The organism is Bacillus badius NBRC 15713 (genome assembly GCF_001591605.1).
In the GTDB taxonomy this organism is placed as follows: Bacteria; Bacillota; Bacilli; order Bacillales; family Domibacillaceae; genus Pseudobacillus; species Pseudobacillus badius.
Window position 1 is genome coordinate 1 of the sequence record NZ_BCVF01000009.1, and the last position, 15,546, is coordinate 15,546.

Here is a 15,546-nt window from a genome sequence, read left to right on the forward strand (position 1 = left end):
GATCAATTCGTTGTCGTTATCAGCGACAGCTATATTATAATAGCACGCATACATTTTAAAGTCAACTGCTTTTCAAAACTTTTTTTAAAAAGATACTAGGTTCTTTTTAAATTTTCATTTGGTATTAGCAGCAGATAAAAATATATCATAGCTTAATAGAAAAAGTCAATCCTATTTCAAACACTTTTTAACTGACAAGTCCATTTCTCATCAGCCGCTTTTCACCCAGCTGCATACTATTAAGCTGCTTCAGTTTTTAAGTTTGGAATAAGCAAATTAAACTTTCTATTATTTAAATTCTTTCCTCAATCCAGAATAGCTCTTTAAAATCAACTCTCTCTGAACAAATCATATATATAGGAAAGAATTAGTTAATTTTATCAAGAGAGAGATTGTTTGACCCACAAGAAAAAGGAAACTTAACAGCCTTTTCTTTGGCTTCGAAATACAGTTGAACTGGTTGTGAAAAGATGAACCGAAATTTCCTCTCTCTATAAAGAAAAGATGTCGGTTTTCTTGTGGATTAAGAACCGATTAAGTGATAATAAAGTTATTCCATTAAAGGGACAGATAATTGAAGAAGGGATTATACAAAATTTATAGTAAAGAGTGAGTATATATAATGATGGCGGTGATGAAAATTAAAGTAGAGTATCCGTTTAAGCCTACAACGAATCAATATTTACTCCCTGGTCAGTTCTTGGCAGGTTTAATGGGATGGGTTGGGGGAAATCCTCCTGTTGCAGAAGATTTGGTTGGATGTAAAATCGTTGAACAAGGTTCAGTTCATATTAAAACAATTCGCGAAACAGGGCTAGATGGGAAGATTCTGGGTCATCGTCCATTAGCATTGGACGAAATTGAAGCAGACTATTTTCGTTCTCAAGAATCGTTTGACGGGTGTATGCTTTTGAAGGGCTTTAAAGAATTGCGGCCTATTACAAGAGAAGAATAGGAAAAATATAAGACATTTTCTATTTGGGGTTACGAGGTAATTAAAATATTAGCCGAGGATTATTTTGTCACCAACAAGTGAAAATGATTAAACTTTTTTATAAAAATCTTATACTTAGCTAAAATAAAAAACTTCATTTTGATCAATCCTTTTTCAATATGACTGCTTTTAACTTAACGTAAAATAACGGGTTTAAGGATGTTTTTGCTGTCGCTGGATTTCAAAGCTGCATCTTCACCGACACTCCTCATTATCATTCCTCACTGATTGGAATGATGAGGAGGAGTACCTGCGTTAAGCATTTATTGGCCCCTCCTATTCGCTAGATTATTTTCCTGAATCAGCCAGCATAGTCTCCCTTTGTACAAATCAAATTTTAACAACCTTCTTTCACAAGAAGAAAAGAAGAAAACAACGTTGGAAGCTTAAAATCAAACTTCTTTTTAAATACTACTAACAGAAAAAGTGATCTATTGCTTTCTCCTGGGCCATTGGTGTCTTGCGTGTATGTTTATGAACCGCAACTCGCATTTGTTAAGCGATACGCCATGGCTCGCAGCCGCTGTTGCACATCTCCCTTTCTTGATAAAGAATAGGCCGTAGATCAATATAAAGCAGCAGAAAGGAAGGAAATGATGAAAAACAGTGTGCACAGCAAATTAATGGGCCAGCTTATTTATAATGAATCTTATCCAGCATATGAACGGACAATTGGAAAAATAAACTGGAAGTTAGATGCGCAAGAAACGGCCGATGTCACGGTGCTAATTCAAAAGGCAGAAAAGCTTTTTGTCTGCCTTGAGGATTTTGACAAAAAAGCCAAAGCCCGTATAGCAGAAAAATTGATTGCTTATAAAAATGATTGTTGGCCTGAATATGATGAAAACGATGAGGATTTAAATTGGGAAGCCGTTGACAACGGGCTTTACGATATTACAGAGAGGGAATTTGCGGAAGCACTCACCCTGCACGACATTGTCATTAAGACTGAGAGCATTTATTGTGAGTATCTTGACGGCGATTTGTTCGGCGGACATAGAGTCCATGCTTGTTTTGATGATCATTATTCACTGCTGGAGGCTACTATATAAGAAAGGCAGGAAAGCAAACTCTTCCCCTTCTGTTTATCTCCCTTTCTCTTTTTCCAGAGGGAGAGCATGTTGAGAATTTTTAAATAATCCAACCAAACAGGTCCTGGATAAATGTCTGTTTTCTCCCTTGAACCCAGCAGATTTTCTTTAAATCTGCTTATAGAAAAGCCTATACCTGCTCTCCTTGAAGAAACAGGTATAGGCTTTTAGCCGTTCGCTTTCTATTCTTATTTAGTCATTCCAAAAATAACACCTGAAATATAAGGGATCAGCCAAATCACCCAGACGAGAATACTGAATGTATGAAACTTTACTTGCATGTGCTTGTCTTTCCGGACAATGACAATGGTTGCCCAGACAGCATGGAATAACATCAGCAAGATAGCCAATAAGCCGGTAATGCCGTGAAAACTAAATAAGAAGCTTTCCTCGGCTAATTTCCCCATAATGGTTGTTCCAGCTGTATCGCATATTAAACCTAGCCAAAAGATCGATACATGCCAAGTTTTCAGCTGTTTTTGAAATTTCTCTGCCCACACTCCAATTGTATAAAAAACAAGGGCCAACGTAATAAAAATGATTGCATACATTAACATAATTGTTCCTCCTCTTAGTTAAGAAGATCAGATTTATCACTTTTTTCTGCTTGAGCTTATAATAAAAAAGGAATATGAACGCAAAATGAATATTGCATTACATTTTTAGCATCGTTTTTTATAAGTATAAACATCAAAGAATAGTAAATAATCAATTCTATAAAAGATAGATCAAAATAAATACTCAGAACTAATAAGGTCCTTTTCTAAATGAGCGTTCATCCCTTGTCCTGTATGGGTTCTTTCCAGAAACGAAGAAGTCTGTATTTGATAAATTCATAAGACCACAAGCTATCTATTGAATAATCCACAGCTCAGAGGCAATTGAATGATATCAAAATCTACTTAGAAGCAATCATTTGTCTTTCACAAAAATTAGTGACAATTATTTGATACAAGTAAAAGATAACAGACAATCTATTGATATATAGAGAAAGAAAAAAGAAACGGGCTCTTAAAAAGAGCCCGTTTCTTTAAAAAAACTTAGCGCTGGTGATAAAAACAAAAAACATATGGAGACATGTTAACTTTTTTAAGCACGGAAAACAGCCTTGTTTCAATAAAATTTTAAAAAACAAGGCTTCAAATCCAATGCAAGGCAGGTACTTTTCCGGTTTGGAGATATTCAGTGTACTTGGCCTGATGAACTTTATCATATGGAATTTTCTTTAACTCTTGAGGTAGTTCTCGCCGGTAAATCGTCCGGAAATAGGCGCCGATGGACGTATGGAACGAGAATTTCCCTCTTTTGCTCATTTGCGTTTTAATATGCTGTTCAAATTGATCCAGGCAGCGGAAAAATAAGCTCTCTGCCCATGCATCACGGTATGTATAACGTCCTTCACTTTCATTTTCATCGATCAGGAATTTGACAATATCAAGCACCTCTTGTTTAAAGGATAGCATAATGTCAAAGAGATCCCTTGGTTTGTAGCGCAGCTTCAGTCCATCCAGTACATAAAGCGTATTTTCCTGGAACTTGGCTAGAAGCGGCTCGACATGAAATTCATCTGTGTTCTCTTTCACGCATTCAGATTTTAAGCGAAACAGGACTTTGCGAATCCATAGCTGACGGCCGCGCACTTGCACGCCTGTATATTCCACCTCGAACAAAGGCTGCAAAATGGCTAATACTTCCCTTACCCCTTTTGCCCGTTTTTTTAATTTGTCTTTTAACGTCGCCATTGTCCGTGATTGTTCAAGTGCGGCTACTTCGTTTTTATGATCAAGCTTGGCGATTCCGTGGCGAAATTGGTTGAACAGGGAAAACATTAATTCAAACGCCTCTGGATTAGATGTGCGCACGAATTCTGCCACAATGGTTGTGTCCAGGAGAGTATGAGGGACAATAAAGTAGTTTAATTCATGACCGGCTTTCAGTTCAGGTGTTGTATACTCTTTATAGTTCGCCAGCACCCATGCAGGCAAGCCGTTTGCCAAGACCTCCTCATAGAGAAAGCCATGCTCTTCTAAAAACTTTCGTCCAGCATGCATCGTTGAATAAGCCACGTGCAGCTTCTTGCTCCAAAAAGCCAGATTAAATTCCTGGACTTTGCCCTGGCTGTTCTTTTCGATGTGAATTTGTTTCAGAATGGACAAAAGAACGGCATAGGCACTTGCCGGAACTTGCTTATTTTTGTCTTTTTGAAAAGTCCGAAGCTCTTCTAGCAGCTGATGCGGAAAACGGAAACCGTCCATTTTCACTAATTGCCGTTTGTTTTGTTTACGGAATTTTGCCATCTTCATACCCTCCCTTCTAGCGTTTTATGTATAAGTATGTCTATTATACACGACCCCCTTTTCCAAAAAGGCGCTCTCTAAGAGAAAAGTGGCAAATTTTTAATCGCTGTTCAGCCCAGTCAGGACAAGGGCTCAGCGATTTTTTAAATTTTTTTCAAGTGCACGGGTAGGACGGAGCAAAATGGAAAGTGGCAAGGTGAAAATGGAAAGGCTGTTTAAAAAAAAACAGCTAAAACGTTGATTTAATCACTTTTTCTGAAAGTCGCCTTTTTGAAAAGGTGCACGGGTAGGACGGAGAAATTTTAAAATGGCAAAAAAAAGGTGCACGGGTAGGACGGAGGGAAAAGTAAAATGGCAAGAAAGGTGCACGGGTAGGACGATAAATGGCAAAAAAGCGGCAATTTTCGACTGAATCAGGCGCTTTTTATCCATGTTTAGTAAAATAAAAGTGGAAAAGGTGTACGGGTAGGACAGAACAGAATGGAAAATGGCAAGACAGATGCACGGGTAAGACGAAGGAAAACGGAAAGTGGAAAGGCAAAGTGCACGGGTAGGACGAGAAATGGAAAGTTTAGTGGGGAATGGCAAGCTCATGTTAGCGAACGGCCGCCGGCGCCTTTTCTATTTGACCTGTAAAGTGGCAAGTTGCCATTTTGCAGAAAGAACTGGCATAATGAAGAGACCACATAGACAGAACGACTTGGGGAGAGATAGCATGAATGAATATATTAACCCTAATAAGCTCGCACTTAGTGATGATTTTTTTAAACTGGCCGTATTAGAAGAGGTTCAGCGGTATTTTTCAAATAGCTTCATTATTGAGGAATGGCAGCAGTATGTAATGAAAGAGATCAATCAAACGTTTGATAATCAGAAAACATATAGAAGCTTTGATTATTTGTGTGAGATTGTACGCTCTCTGTTAGTAAATAAAAAAGTCACACAGGAAAATATACGCGAGGTTTTCAAGGAGCACCATAAGCATGTGCTTGAGCAGATTGGCGAGTACGTTAACGAGGACTTTCCGCTCGATGTCCACTTAAGTGTGAATGAGGCAGCTGTTCAATTAGCAAAAGAAGAACGGCATTTAGTATCTAGCATGGACTATCAGTTTCATCTCGTAAGAAACATTGTGACGCAGCCTAAAGCGTTTGTGTCGGCTGGAGAGTCGGACGATGTGTTTCAAGCGGAAATTAAAGATTCCCGTGGCAATGTCCATGGAATGGCACGCGTGAATGTAGCGGGAGGACTGGACATGCCTTTTACAGATGAAGAGCAAGAATACTGGGACAAGCTTCGCACCGCTTTTAGTGCCATGGATGAAATGACGGCTGATATCTTTGATATTATTTGCTTTTTATTTCTCTTTGCTCCGAAAGATGAAGACGGCTATTTATATTTCCATTCCAATGATGCGCTCAAGCTGAGAAGCAACCTGGTGGATCCAAACAGCAGCTTGGAGGTACGGGAGCGAGATCGCTTTAACATTATGTCCCGAGTGAAGGCTTTGTCAAATATCTGGATTTCCTTGAAAGAAGGAGAAGTCATTGAGGTCGATGAAAGTGATTTGAAGGAAAGTAAAAAGTATAAGTACCGGGATTTTCAGAAAATGTTTGAAGTAGGAAAAGTTCGGGCGGCCTATGATGAAAACGATAAGTTTTTAGGCATTTATGCTTGTCAAATTAAACCGACCTCTTTGTTGACGTCCTTCTTAAATGAGAATAAGCGCTTAGGCATTATTGATTTGAGCGCGCTTGAGTTCCATCCTGTCCGGCAGCGTCCGGAGAAGCGTTTATCGCGTTATCTTGCGACGCAATGGTTTATCCGCCTATCCAAAAATAACTTATACCAGCCATTTACGGTTAAAACGCTCGTACGTGAAATTGATTTTCCAGTCAGAATGAGAGGATTGGATATGTATGACCGTTTTGTCAAAGCTTTAGACGAGTTAAAGGCGAAGGGAATTGTGAAGGATTGGTATTTCACAGAGCCGGTGGATTTCAGCTTGTTTGGCAAAACGGGCTGGCTGTCCTATTTTCACGGACTGAAAGTGGCTATTATTCCTTCAGCGGAAATGCTGGAAAAAAACAAAAGAAAGCTATCTATATTACAGGATCAGCATCAGGTGGATTCTTTAGCAATCAACCAAATGATTGAATCACTTACCCAGCCGGTGATTATTCAGGAAATGGGACAGCGACGAGGAAGACCGGCATCATTTGAACCTGTGGTCAAAAAAGCTGCCGTGGGGAGAGAAACTGCCCCTGCTCCGTCCCAGCCGGTGATTGGGAAAGAAGAGCCCGCCCCGGAAATTACAGAAGATTCCTTAACGGCTGAGATGGTGATCGCAGAAAGAGAACGGCGCGGGCTGTCTCTTGCAAAAGCGGCCAAGGAAATTGGCATCGGCTATAACACGTTAAAGCGCTTTGAAAATAAAGAAACCAAAAGAAGAAATAAAAAGAACGATTTAAAAATTGTTCAATGGCTAAAAAAATCGCAATTGGAAGAGTAATCCTGTATAAAGAAAAGCCAAGTCTTAGACTAGACTTGGCTTTTCTTTTCTTTTCTTTTCTTTATACAGTCCTCCGGTAGTTCATAAGGGCTTCTCAGTCGTTCATGCAAGAAGCTGAAGAAGGCGACTCCCCGCAGCGGAATGGATGCTATTTTTAACAGAGTTACCCGAAAAATATTTATTTGTTTCTTCATATCTAGAAAAGAAGAATGGAAAGAAGGAAGAAACGAAGAAAAAAATATAGGAAGATTGGTTTTTAAATAGCATTAAATCCATTTGATCCTCATCTTCCTTTCCCAAATCAAATAAACTAGATGACAGCAGAAAGCGCGCTGTTAAAAACAGCTCGTAAAATGGGTGATTATGTGTGAGACAGAAAACGTTGTTTATACTTCTTTGATCATTTCAACACGATTGCCAAAAGGATCCCTGAATTCAAAACGTTCAAAGTGAGGAATCGGGACAGAGCTAAGTATAGGGATGTTATTATTTTCTAATACTTCCTTCCAGTAGAAAAGGTCCGTCACTTGATAAGCTAAATGAGCTTTTGTAATGTGGCGGTCTACTCCTTCCTCTGTTCCAATGTGAACTTGTTTGTCACCGACTTGCAGCCAAAAGCCCCCGCGTTTTTTTAAAGCGTCTGGCTTCGTTATCTCCTCTAATCCTAACACTGTACAATAAAAATGCCGCGCTTCTTTTTCCGCTCCCTTTGGAATGGTGATTTGTGCGTGATGTAATCCAACAATCATATCGAGCCCTCCTCCTCTATCCTTCTTACCTATAATAGCGTCATTATGAAAATTTTTCCACAGGATAAGAGGAGTATGTATGTGCATATGCCAAGAAGAACTTTTATAGAAATATACAAATAAACTTTTAAAGAAAAGAAGAAACGTTTATTCTAAAACGATTGATTCACTGATTAGAGCTTCGTTGTAAGGAACCAAGCTGAAATACAAATAAACGTTCTCAAGAGTTTCAAGAATGAAAACTGACAAGCAATGCTCCCGCGAATTCGCTGCGGGAGCGATGCTTTTGCTAACTTTACAGAGTTCTTAGATTCCAGAGGTATTCATCAAAACGATACGCCAGCCATCTGGATCTTCCACAGTTACCCCTCTTTCCAGCCAATAAGGATTCTCCGGCTCCACTGCCGGATAGCCCATATGCTCCAAACGTTTTGCCATACGCTGAATCCCTTCAATATTTGGCATATACAGTACAAGCAGATTATCCTTTGTAGGGGCCGGGCACGGGCTGCCGTCAACATGTTCCGTAAACTCCAAATGATAGGCAGCATTCGGCAGTCCCAGCATAAGTCCCGAATAGCCTTGATGATCAGTAAAGGAGCCAATTTTATTCAGCCCGACTCCTTCGCAATAAAATCGTTCAATTTCCTTTAACTGATGAGTGGGGCGCGCTATTCTTACTTGTGCCACCTCTAGCTCATTTGGCCATTGTTCGTGTATCAATTCTCTTCTCTCCCCTTCCTTGTGACATTCAATAATAAGTATAAAGGAAGGAGTCTTTGTTTGCTGCTCTATGCAAGTACAAACGGATCTCTATCTTTTCCGAAGAGATAAGCAAATGCACAGCTAGAACAAAAAATATTTATACGAATAAACGTTTATAGGAAGAAAAGAAGAAATAATTCTTCTGAATAGAGCAGAGTGAAATCATGTCATTCATTTCTAAAGAAAAAGATAGTGATATCCTAACTAATGGAGCGCCGCCAGCTTTTTCGATCAAGCAGCACTGCTAATTTGGATCACTATCTTTTGAGTTATTTAATTTTTTGCTTCTTTTAAATATTTTTCTAAGGCTTCTTCAATGAGAATATAGATGTTTTTTTCCTGAATGAGTGACTGCATTTTCAGCTCTTTATGTAAATCCGTTCGTAAATCAAAAGATACACGCTTTCTCTCCACTTTCTTTTCTTCCTTTCTTGGTTGGTTTATTTCTTCTTTTAAAGGAATGTTGTTATCTTCTTCAATGGTTTCAGCTAATGCCTGTGTAGGCGTAATGGTTTTCTGCAGGCGTTTTCTGTTTTTAATGTCATTCACCTTTGACACGTTGGATCAGCTCCTTGTAGAAATTTCGATATTGCTCCAGTGCTTGTTTCAGTTCTGTATTTTCATTGAATCCATATAAAGAAAGTCTTCCAATAGGAGCTTTGCGTGTAATGATCGTCTCAAATACCTCATCCGGATAATCTTCTGCAATCAGCTCATTAAAAGCTTTTGCATCACTGCGTCTTACATCATTCATAGTCCGCAAAATTCCTAATACTTGAGTGCCGCGGTTCCCTAATTCATTGGCGCTGGTGACAGAGTCCATAAAGTTTGGGATAGCGGAGTAGCTCCAGTTTGAACATTCGAACATCACGACGACGTATTCGCTGGCGCAAAGTGCATTGGTTGTTTGTTCAGAAAGTGACGGCGGCGTATCAATCACGATAAAATCATACTGGTCGCGCACTTGTTCTAATGCTTGATCAAGAACGAGGATTGGTTTTTCACCTGCAGGAATGGTTTCTCCTTGATAGGTGCGGCCTGTATAGATCCACCGGGGCATGGTTGCCAGGAAGTTATTAGCAGGCAATAAATCCAGATGATCATTGACCGGAACGATATAGCTCTTGATATCGCGCTGCTGCATCGCTTCTAGGACGGATTTTCCCATAAACTCATTGGCAGGCTGCCCGCTTAGAAGTTCGGTTAAATTCCCTTGACTATCCATATCTACGGCGAGGACACGATAGCCATCTTCCTGCATCAGGTGAGAGAGGATGCCTGTTGTCGTTGACTTTCCGCAGCCCCCTTTTTGGATTCCCATTGTAATTGTAATAGCCAATGTTCATATCTTCCTTTCTTCCAATATTGTTTTCTTCTTTTATTCATTCTACACTGAATCCTGTATCCCTTCCACTTTTTCATTTCTTTTCCTAGATTAAGAGGATCGATAAAAGAGCTTCTATACGTATCATACTTTGAGAGGCTCTTTGTTGCAAAGCACGAATGCAGAAAAGCTGTCTCATTTGTTTATAAGACAGCTAAAAAAACCATTCTTCTTTTCTTCTTTTTAATAAACGTTGTTTGGATGTTTGATTGGTTTTTATGTTAGAGAATATCCTCTTAAGTCGTTTGTTTGCGCTATTGATGAAGTGCAAGCAGCTAGTTTGCTTCTAAAAACAGAATCGTTGTATAGGCAGTAATTACAATTGGAGAGTAAGGACCAGCGAAATGGGCTTTGGCAACCCGAACATAAGGCCCCAGGCCAGTGCTGTATAAGATCCACTTTACATTTACAACGTTGTTTTCTTCTTTTCTTTCTTTATATCTTTTTATTTGATGTATTCTCCTGGGGTCTGGCTAATGAAAGAAGGAACAGCTGATTTTAATAGAGTCCTTCTTGTGCGCACGCTTCTTCCTTATGTACGTACGGCCTTGATGCTGAAAGAGTAACTGAAAGCCCTCTTTTAACCAGAACAAGCCCGATGTTAATTTTATTGCATTGTTTTCTTCTTTTGAATAAACGTTTATACTTTCTTTCCCTTAAATAAAGAAAGATTCTAATTTGCTAAATGATTCTAGACGTCTTTCTCCAGGCTAGTGCATGAGAGTCTATTTTTTTTCTTGCATGTTTCCTGTCGTGGATGTGGTCCGAGATGTCAGAGAGGAGGTGCCGGCCAATCCGTTCACTTTAAAAGCTGGTGGGCCTCTCAGAAAAAATAAAGCAAGAGGCTTTGTTTTCGTGAAGGTGAATGCTCTAGATTAAAACAAGAAATATTTATACCTTCTTTCCTTCCAACGTTGTTTTCTTCTTAAATACTTTTTGTCTGTCCTTTCTTCACTGAAAGCAGAGATTGGCCAGGAGCTTTCAGAAGGGAGAAGCAAAGGCACGATTAGACAAACGTGACAGGTCTCATCCTTCACATGTTCACCATAGAGTTTTTTATTACTCACGTATAGGAGAAGCTAATCATCCTCCTGTCTTCTCAAAAATAAGTAATAAATTGATTCTTTGTTTCGTTGTTTTCTTCTTTTCAATAAACGTTGATAAGTTCTTTTCAATAAATAAAGAAAAGAATACTTTTTTAGTACAAGGCAAAGAAGAAGCTGTTTCTATTCACGTTTTTGTCATCAGCCCTTGAAGTGGATGCATAACTTTTTAGTAAAGGCAGAAACGAAGAGGGTGACCAATGACGAATAGAGATGATAATGCTTCGAACTTTTCTTTGCTAGTGGTCAGTCTGTTATTTCTTATATGCGCTTTCATTCTTGCCGCAAGTATTTTTTCGAGGGAAAGACAAGCTGTGTATGAGTATTTGCAGAAAAATGTAGAGACAGTTTCTCCGCCTATTTTGATGACGATGCTTGCAGCCGAGCTTCCTGCTTTTTCTTCTAATCATGTCAAAAAGAATCCATCCTCTATTATTTCGCTAGGGTTTGAGTTAGCGACGAATATCAACATAGGAGATGTTCGCAGTTTAGTGGGAAATGAGTTGCCAGGGTTTGAAATCTATAAAGATGAAATCCTCGTTACTGGGAAAGGAACTAATTTTGCTACTCTTCCTATTGAGTCGGCTCCTCCCTTAGAGGATACGCTTAACACAACGGATACAGCCAAAGATCCGCCAACAGAGCCTGACCCAGATAGGGGGAAAGTGAATCCGCCCAAGCGGAAGAGTTTTTATATTTACCACACCCATAGCTGGGAGTCTTATTTGCCATTGCTCGGTCTGGAAGGAAACCCGGATGCTGATAAAGCTGTTGATTCTAAAATGAATGTTACGGCAGTCGGCGAAATGCTCGGGAAGGAACTTGAAAATCTGGGATTGGGCGTAACGGTAGATAAAACGAATATGGGGGAAGAGCTGAAAAGGAAAGGATGGAAAACAACCAGATCATATAAAGTGTCCCGGACATTCGTTCAAGCAGCCATGGCCGAAAACGGGGATTTACAATATTTTATTGACCTGCATCGAGATTCTTTAAGAAAGAAGAATACCACCGTTTCTATTAATAATAAAAGCTATGCCAAAGTCGTATTTGTTGTCGGCAAAAACAATCCTAACTTCAATGAGAACCTTAGCCTAGCAAAAGCCATCCATAACATTCTGCAGCAGCAGTACCCTCATTTAAGCAGGGGGATTATTGGCAAAAGCGGAAAAGGCGTGGATGGAGTCTATAATCAAGATTTATCCCAGCGCTCGATTCTCATTGAGATAGGGGGCGTTGATAACAACATGGATGAATTGCGCAATACGACTAAGGCGTTAGCCTATGCTATAAATGAATATTACCGGAAGGCCAAGAGAGTAGGGGGAGAAGGTGAGTGAAAGAGTGTTCATCCTTCACCTCCTGTTTTCAACTTTAATAAAGGAACGTTTATTTCTTCTTTTATTTTAATGTTGTTTCCTTCCTTCTTTCTTTCATACATAGCTTCTACACATAAGATTTAAAAAATGAGGGGCTACATAAAACCAAGCAGAACCGTTTTATCCAATAAAAAGAACCGTTCTCTCCTGTAGCAATAAAGAAAGGAGAACGGTTCTTTTTGATGAAAGCAGACTTTTCCTTCGCTCATGTTTTTAAACGGCGCCGCCTTTACAGCACACTAAGATCTTCATCTCGTATATCGCTAATAAACATATGACCGGGAGCGTGGGTAATCATGAGCGGCGGCTTGCTTTGTAAAGCCACTGCCTGAGGCGTTACGCCGCAAGCCCAGAAAACGGGAACTTCTCCTTCGCGAATGGTGACGGCCTCGCCAAAATCCGGCTCGGAAAGATCGGTGATGCCAATCTGGCCCGGCTCGCCAATCTGGATAGGCGCACCGTGCACGGCAGGGAAGCGGGTGGTAATTTGAGTGGCGCGGATTGCCTCCTTAGGCAGCATAGGCCGCATGCTGACAACCATAGGACCGTCAAATATGCCTGCTTTTTCACATGAAACATTTGTTTTATACATCGGAACGTTTTTATGTTCCTCAATATGCCGAACCGGAAGGCCATTGGCTAGTAGCGCCGTTTCGAATGTAAAGCTGCAGCCCAGCAAGAAGGCGACCATATCGTTTTCCCAGTATTCTGTTATATCGGTCGTTTCCTCCGTGAAGATGCCCTCTTTATAGATGCGGTATTTAGGAAGATCTTTGCGAATATCTGCCTTCTCAGCGATTTTTTTGGGATGAAAGCAACCAGGATCGGTTACATCGAGCAAAGGGCAGGGCTTAGGATTCCGTTGGCAAAACAGCAGGAAATCAAAAGCGCAGTCTTTTTTTAAAACGACCAAATTAGCTTGGGCAAATCCATTGGCCATGCCCGCAGTCGGTCCAGTGATCTCTTGTTTCCGAATAAGCTCCCTAATCTGGCTGGCAGACATCTGGTCAGCATGTATCATTTCTAAACCTCCCATGAAGATTATTTAAATAGCAATGGCAGCTGTTCAAATAGTGTCATTATTCCCAAGCATCCCATAATCATAACGACGAATGCGCCCGTGATGGTCAGCCATAATGGATGTTTATAGTCTCCGACAATATTTTTCTTGTAAGCGGCGATCAGCAACGTTCCTAATGAAAGCGGCAGAATGAGCGCATTAAGGGCACCGACTAGCAGTAGGACTTTCACAGGGCGTCCGACTAACGCAAACGTTGCCGTAGAGACCAGGATAAACAGGATAATGACCCAATTGTGGTATTTTTCCAGTGCCGGGCTGAACGAACGAATAAATGAGACAGAAGTATAGGCTGCTCCTACAACAGAGGTAACGGCAGCGGCCCACATAATGACACCAAATATTTTATAGCCGATGTCGCCGACAGCCAGTTGGAAAACAGAAGCTGGCGGGTTGTCTGGATCAATTGCCAGCCCTTGCGAAACGACGCCGAGTACAGCCAAGAATAAAGCAATCCGCATAATTCCTGTCGCTGTAATTCCCATAATCGAGCTTTTCGTTACTTCCGGCAAAGAATCAATCCCCTTAATTCCTGCGTCTAACAAACGATGCCCGCCGGCAAAGGTGATATATCCTCCAACTGTTCCGCCAACAAGCGTGACAATGGCTAGTATACTGATTTTTTCCGGTTTTACCGTATTGGCGAGCGCTTCCCCGACAGGAGGGGAGGTAGAGAGTGCTACATACATCATCAGCAGGATCATGACAAAGCCAGCTGCCTGGGCAATCCGGTCCATCGCTTTTCCGGCTTCTTTTACGATAAAAATGAAGATGGCGAACGCCGCGCTAATTATCGCTCCGGTAATGGGTTGAATGCCAAGCATGGCATTGAGCCCGAGACCCGCCCCGGCAATATTGCCAATGTTAAAGGCAAGCCCTCCCATCACAATTAAGACGGCCAAAAATACGCCTAATCCCGGCAATACCTTGTTAGCAATCTCTTGTCCGCGCAAGCCTGAAACAGCAATAATCCTCCAAACATTCATTTGGGCAAAAACATCTAAAATTAAAGAAATTAAAATAACGAAGGCAAAGCTTGCGGCCAGCTGCTGGGTAAAGACGGTTGTTTGAGTGAGAAAGCCCGGACCGATGGAGGAAGTAGCCATTAAAAAAGCGGCGCCGAGCAAAACACTCCTATTGCTGGTTTTTTTCTTTGTTTTTACAACGGTTTCTCTTTTCAGTTCTGCCATATAGATGCCCCTATCTAGTTAATAATTGAAAGAATAGAAATGCAGTGTTTTTCCAGAGTGTCCTTGATGTATTTGGCAAAAGCGAGTGCATGCTCTCCATCGCCATGGATGCAAACGGTATCTGCTTTTAAGGGAACAGCAATATTTTGCTGAGAGATGACTGTTCCCTCTGTTACCATTTTCACTACCTGTGACACAGACTGTTCCTGATCTGTAATCAAGGCGCCAGGCTCTGAGCGGGACGTCAGCTTTCCGTCTGATTGATACGTACGGTCGGCAAACACTTCATGTGCGGTTGGCAAACCAATTTTTTCTCCCGCTTTTGTCAATTCACTTCCCGCCAGGCCAAATAAAACAAGTGACGGGGAAATATCGTATACAGCTTGAGCAATCGCCTCGGCCAATGAAGCGTCCCTGGCCGCCATATTATATAAAGCGCCATGGGGTTTTACGTGCTGCATCGTTTCATTATGTACAGATAAAAAGCCTTGAAGAGCGCCGACCTGATAAACGACCATATCATAAGCTTCTTGTGCTGTAATTTTCATTTCCCGCCGCCCGAAACCGTTCAGATCCGGCAGGCCTGGGTGCGCGCCAACTTTCACTCCGTTGTCGATAGCTAGCCGAACAGTTTCTCTCATCACGCCAGGGTCACCCGCATGAAATCCGCAAGCAATATTGGCAGAGGTCACATACCTCAAGATTTCCTTCTGTTCTCTCAGCCTGTAGCGGCCATAACTTTCTCCAATGTCGCAATTCAAATCTACTTGAAACATCATTTTCCTCCCTGCAGACTTTTTTTCAGAGCGCTGCCTAAAACGAAAGCGTTTACAGTAAAAATAACTAAAGTTCCGTAATTAGGAACTTTAGTTTTGAAATGTAAAGTCATTGTAGCATAAAACAAAATGTCTGAATAGACTTTCTTGTCGGATTAATAGAAAATACAGAACTGACGTAATATTGGCTTTTTTGCGCTTGTTTTTTCTTTTTGTCCTCTTTATAAT

Annotated in this window: 13 protein-coding genes; 4 read left to right on the top strand and 9 right to left on the bottom strand. The window is 40.8% G+C overall.

The features are described from left to right. Positions 1–622: 622 nt before the first annotated feature. Both BBA02S_RS06500 and BBA02S_RS06505 read left to right on the top strand, forming a co-directional pair. Positions 623–955, top strand: a complete 333-nt coding sequence (locus BBA02S_RS06500) for a hypothetical protein (RefSeq protein ID WP_052477364.1) — start codon at positions 623–625, stop codon at positions 953–955. Positions 956–1,590: 635 nt separating this feature from the next. Continuing rightward, entirely contained in the window at positions 1,591–2,046 is a 456-nt protein-coding gene (locus tag BBA02S_RS06505) for a DUF2262 domain-containing protein (protein WP_041098886.1), read from the top strand. A gap of 227 nt (positions 2,047–2,273) precedes the next feature. Here BBA02S_RS06505 and BBA02S_RS06510 read toward each other — a convergent pair whose 3' ends face one another. Together BBA02S_RS06510 and BBA02S_RS06515 are read right to left on the bottom strand one after the other, a co-directional pair. Continuing rightward, the gene (locus tag BBA02S_RS06510; RefSeq protein ID WP_041098885.1) at positions 2,274–2,642 is read right to left on the bottom strand and encodes an HsmA family protein; all 369 of its coding nucleotides are present in this window, start codon (positions 2,640–2,642) and stop codon (positions 2,274–2,276) included. 582 nt (positions 2,643–3,224) lie between these two features. Then, positions 3,225–4,382, bottom strand: a complete 1,158-nt coding sequence (locus BBA02S_RS06515) for a hypothetical protein (RefSeq protein ID WP_041098883.1) — start codon at positions 4,380–4,382, stop codon at positions 3,225–3,227. A gap of 715 nt (positions 4,383–5,097) precedes the next feature. Between BBA02S_RS06515 and BBA02S_RS06520 the strand changes: the two genes are divergently transcribed. Then, complete coding sequence (locus BBA02S_RS06520; RefSeq protein WP_041114164.1) at positions 5,098–6,894, top strand: transcriptional regulator; 1,797 nt, start codon at positions 5,098–5,100, stop codon at positions 6,892–6,894. 386 nt (positions 6,895–7,280) lie between these two features. On the opposite strand, the gene BBA02S_RS06525 is transcribed toward BBA02S_RS06520, so the two are convergent. The 4 genes from BBA02S_RS06525 to BBA02S_RS06540 all read right to left on the bottom strand — a co-directional run bounded on the left by BBA02S_RS06525 (position 7,281) and on the right by BBA02S_RS06540 (position 9,747). Next, positions 7,281–7,643 carry a VOC family protein gene (locus BBA02S_RS06525; RefSeq protein ID WP_041114163.1) on the bottom strand — a complete coding sequence of 121 codons (363 nt, stop codon included), beginning with the start codon at positions 7,641–7,643 and terminating at the stop codon, positions 7,281–7,283. Positions 7,644–7,949: 306 nt separating this feature from the next. Then, positions 7,950–8,363, bottom strand: a complete 414-nt coding sequence (locus BBA02S_RS06530) for a VOC family protein (protein WP_052477366.1) — start codon at positions 8,361–8,363, stop codon at positions 7,950–7,952. Positions 8,364–8,681: 318 nt separating this feature from the next. Next, a complete protein-coding gene (locus BBA02S_RS06535) occupies positions 8,682–8,966 on the bottom strand; it encodes a hypothetical protein (RefSeq protein ID WP_041098876.1) in 285 nt (94 codons plus the stop codon). Beyond that, positions 8,950–9,747 carry a ParA family protein gene (locus tag BBA02S_RS06540; RefSeq protein WP_041098874.1) on the bottom strand — a complete coding sequence of 266 codons (798 nt, stop codon included), beginning with the start codon at positions 9,745–9,747 and terminating at the stop codon, positions 8,950–8,952. Before BBA02S_RS06540 ends, BBA02S_RS06535 begins: the two co-directional genes overlap by 17 nt. Before the next feature lie 1,348 nt (positions 9,748–11,095). Between BBA02S_RS06540 and spoIIP the strand changes: the two genes are divergently transcribed. After that, entirely contained in the window at positions 11,096–12,235 is a 1,140-nt protein-coding gene (gene spoIIP / locus BBA02S_RS06545; protein WP_041098872.1) for a stage II sporulation protein P, read from the top strand. A gap of 268 nt (positions 12,236–12,503) precedes the next feature. Here spoIIP and BBA02S_RS06550 read toward each other — a convergent pair whose 3' ends face one another. Genes BBA02S_RS06550 through BBA02S_RS06560 form a run of 3 tightly spaced genes read right to left on the bottom strand, consistent with a single transcriptional unit; the run spans position 12,504 to position 15,318 of the window. Beyond that, a complete protein-coding gene (locus BBA02S_RS06550) occupies positions 12,504–13,295 on the bottom strand; it encodes a putative hydro-lyase (protein WP_041098870.1) in 792 nt (263 codons plus the stop codon). A 20-nt stretch (positions 13,296–13,315) separates the two neighbouring features. After that, entirely contained in the window at positions 13,316–14,542 is a 1,227-nt protein-coding gene (locus BBA02S_RS06555; protein WP_041098868.1) for an NRAMP family divalent metal transporter, read from the bottom strand. Between the two features lie 14 nt (positions 14,543–14,556). After that, positions 14,557–15,318, bottom strand: coding sequence for a LamB/YcsF family protein (locus BBA02S_RS06560; protein ID WP_041114162.1), 762 nt, complete (start codon positions 15,316–15,318; stop codon positions 14,557–14,559). Between the last annotated feature and the right edge of the window lie 228 nt (positions 15,319–15,546).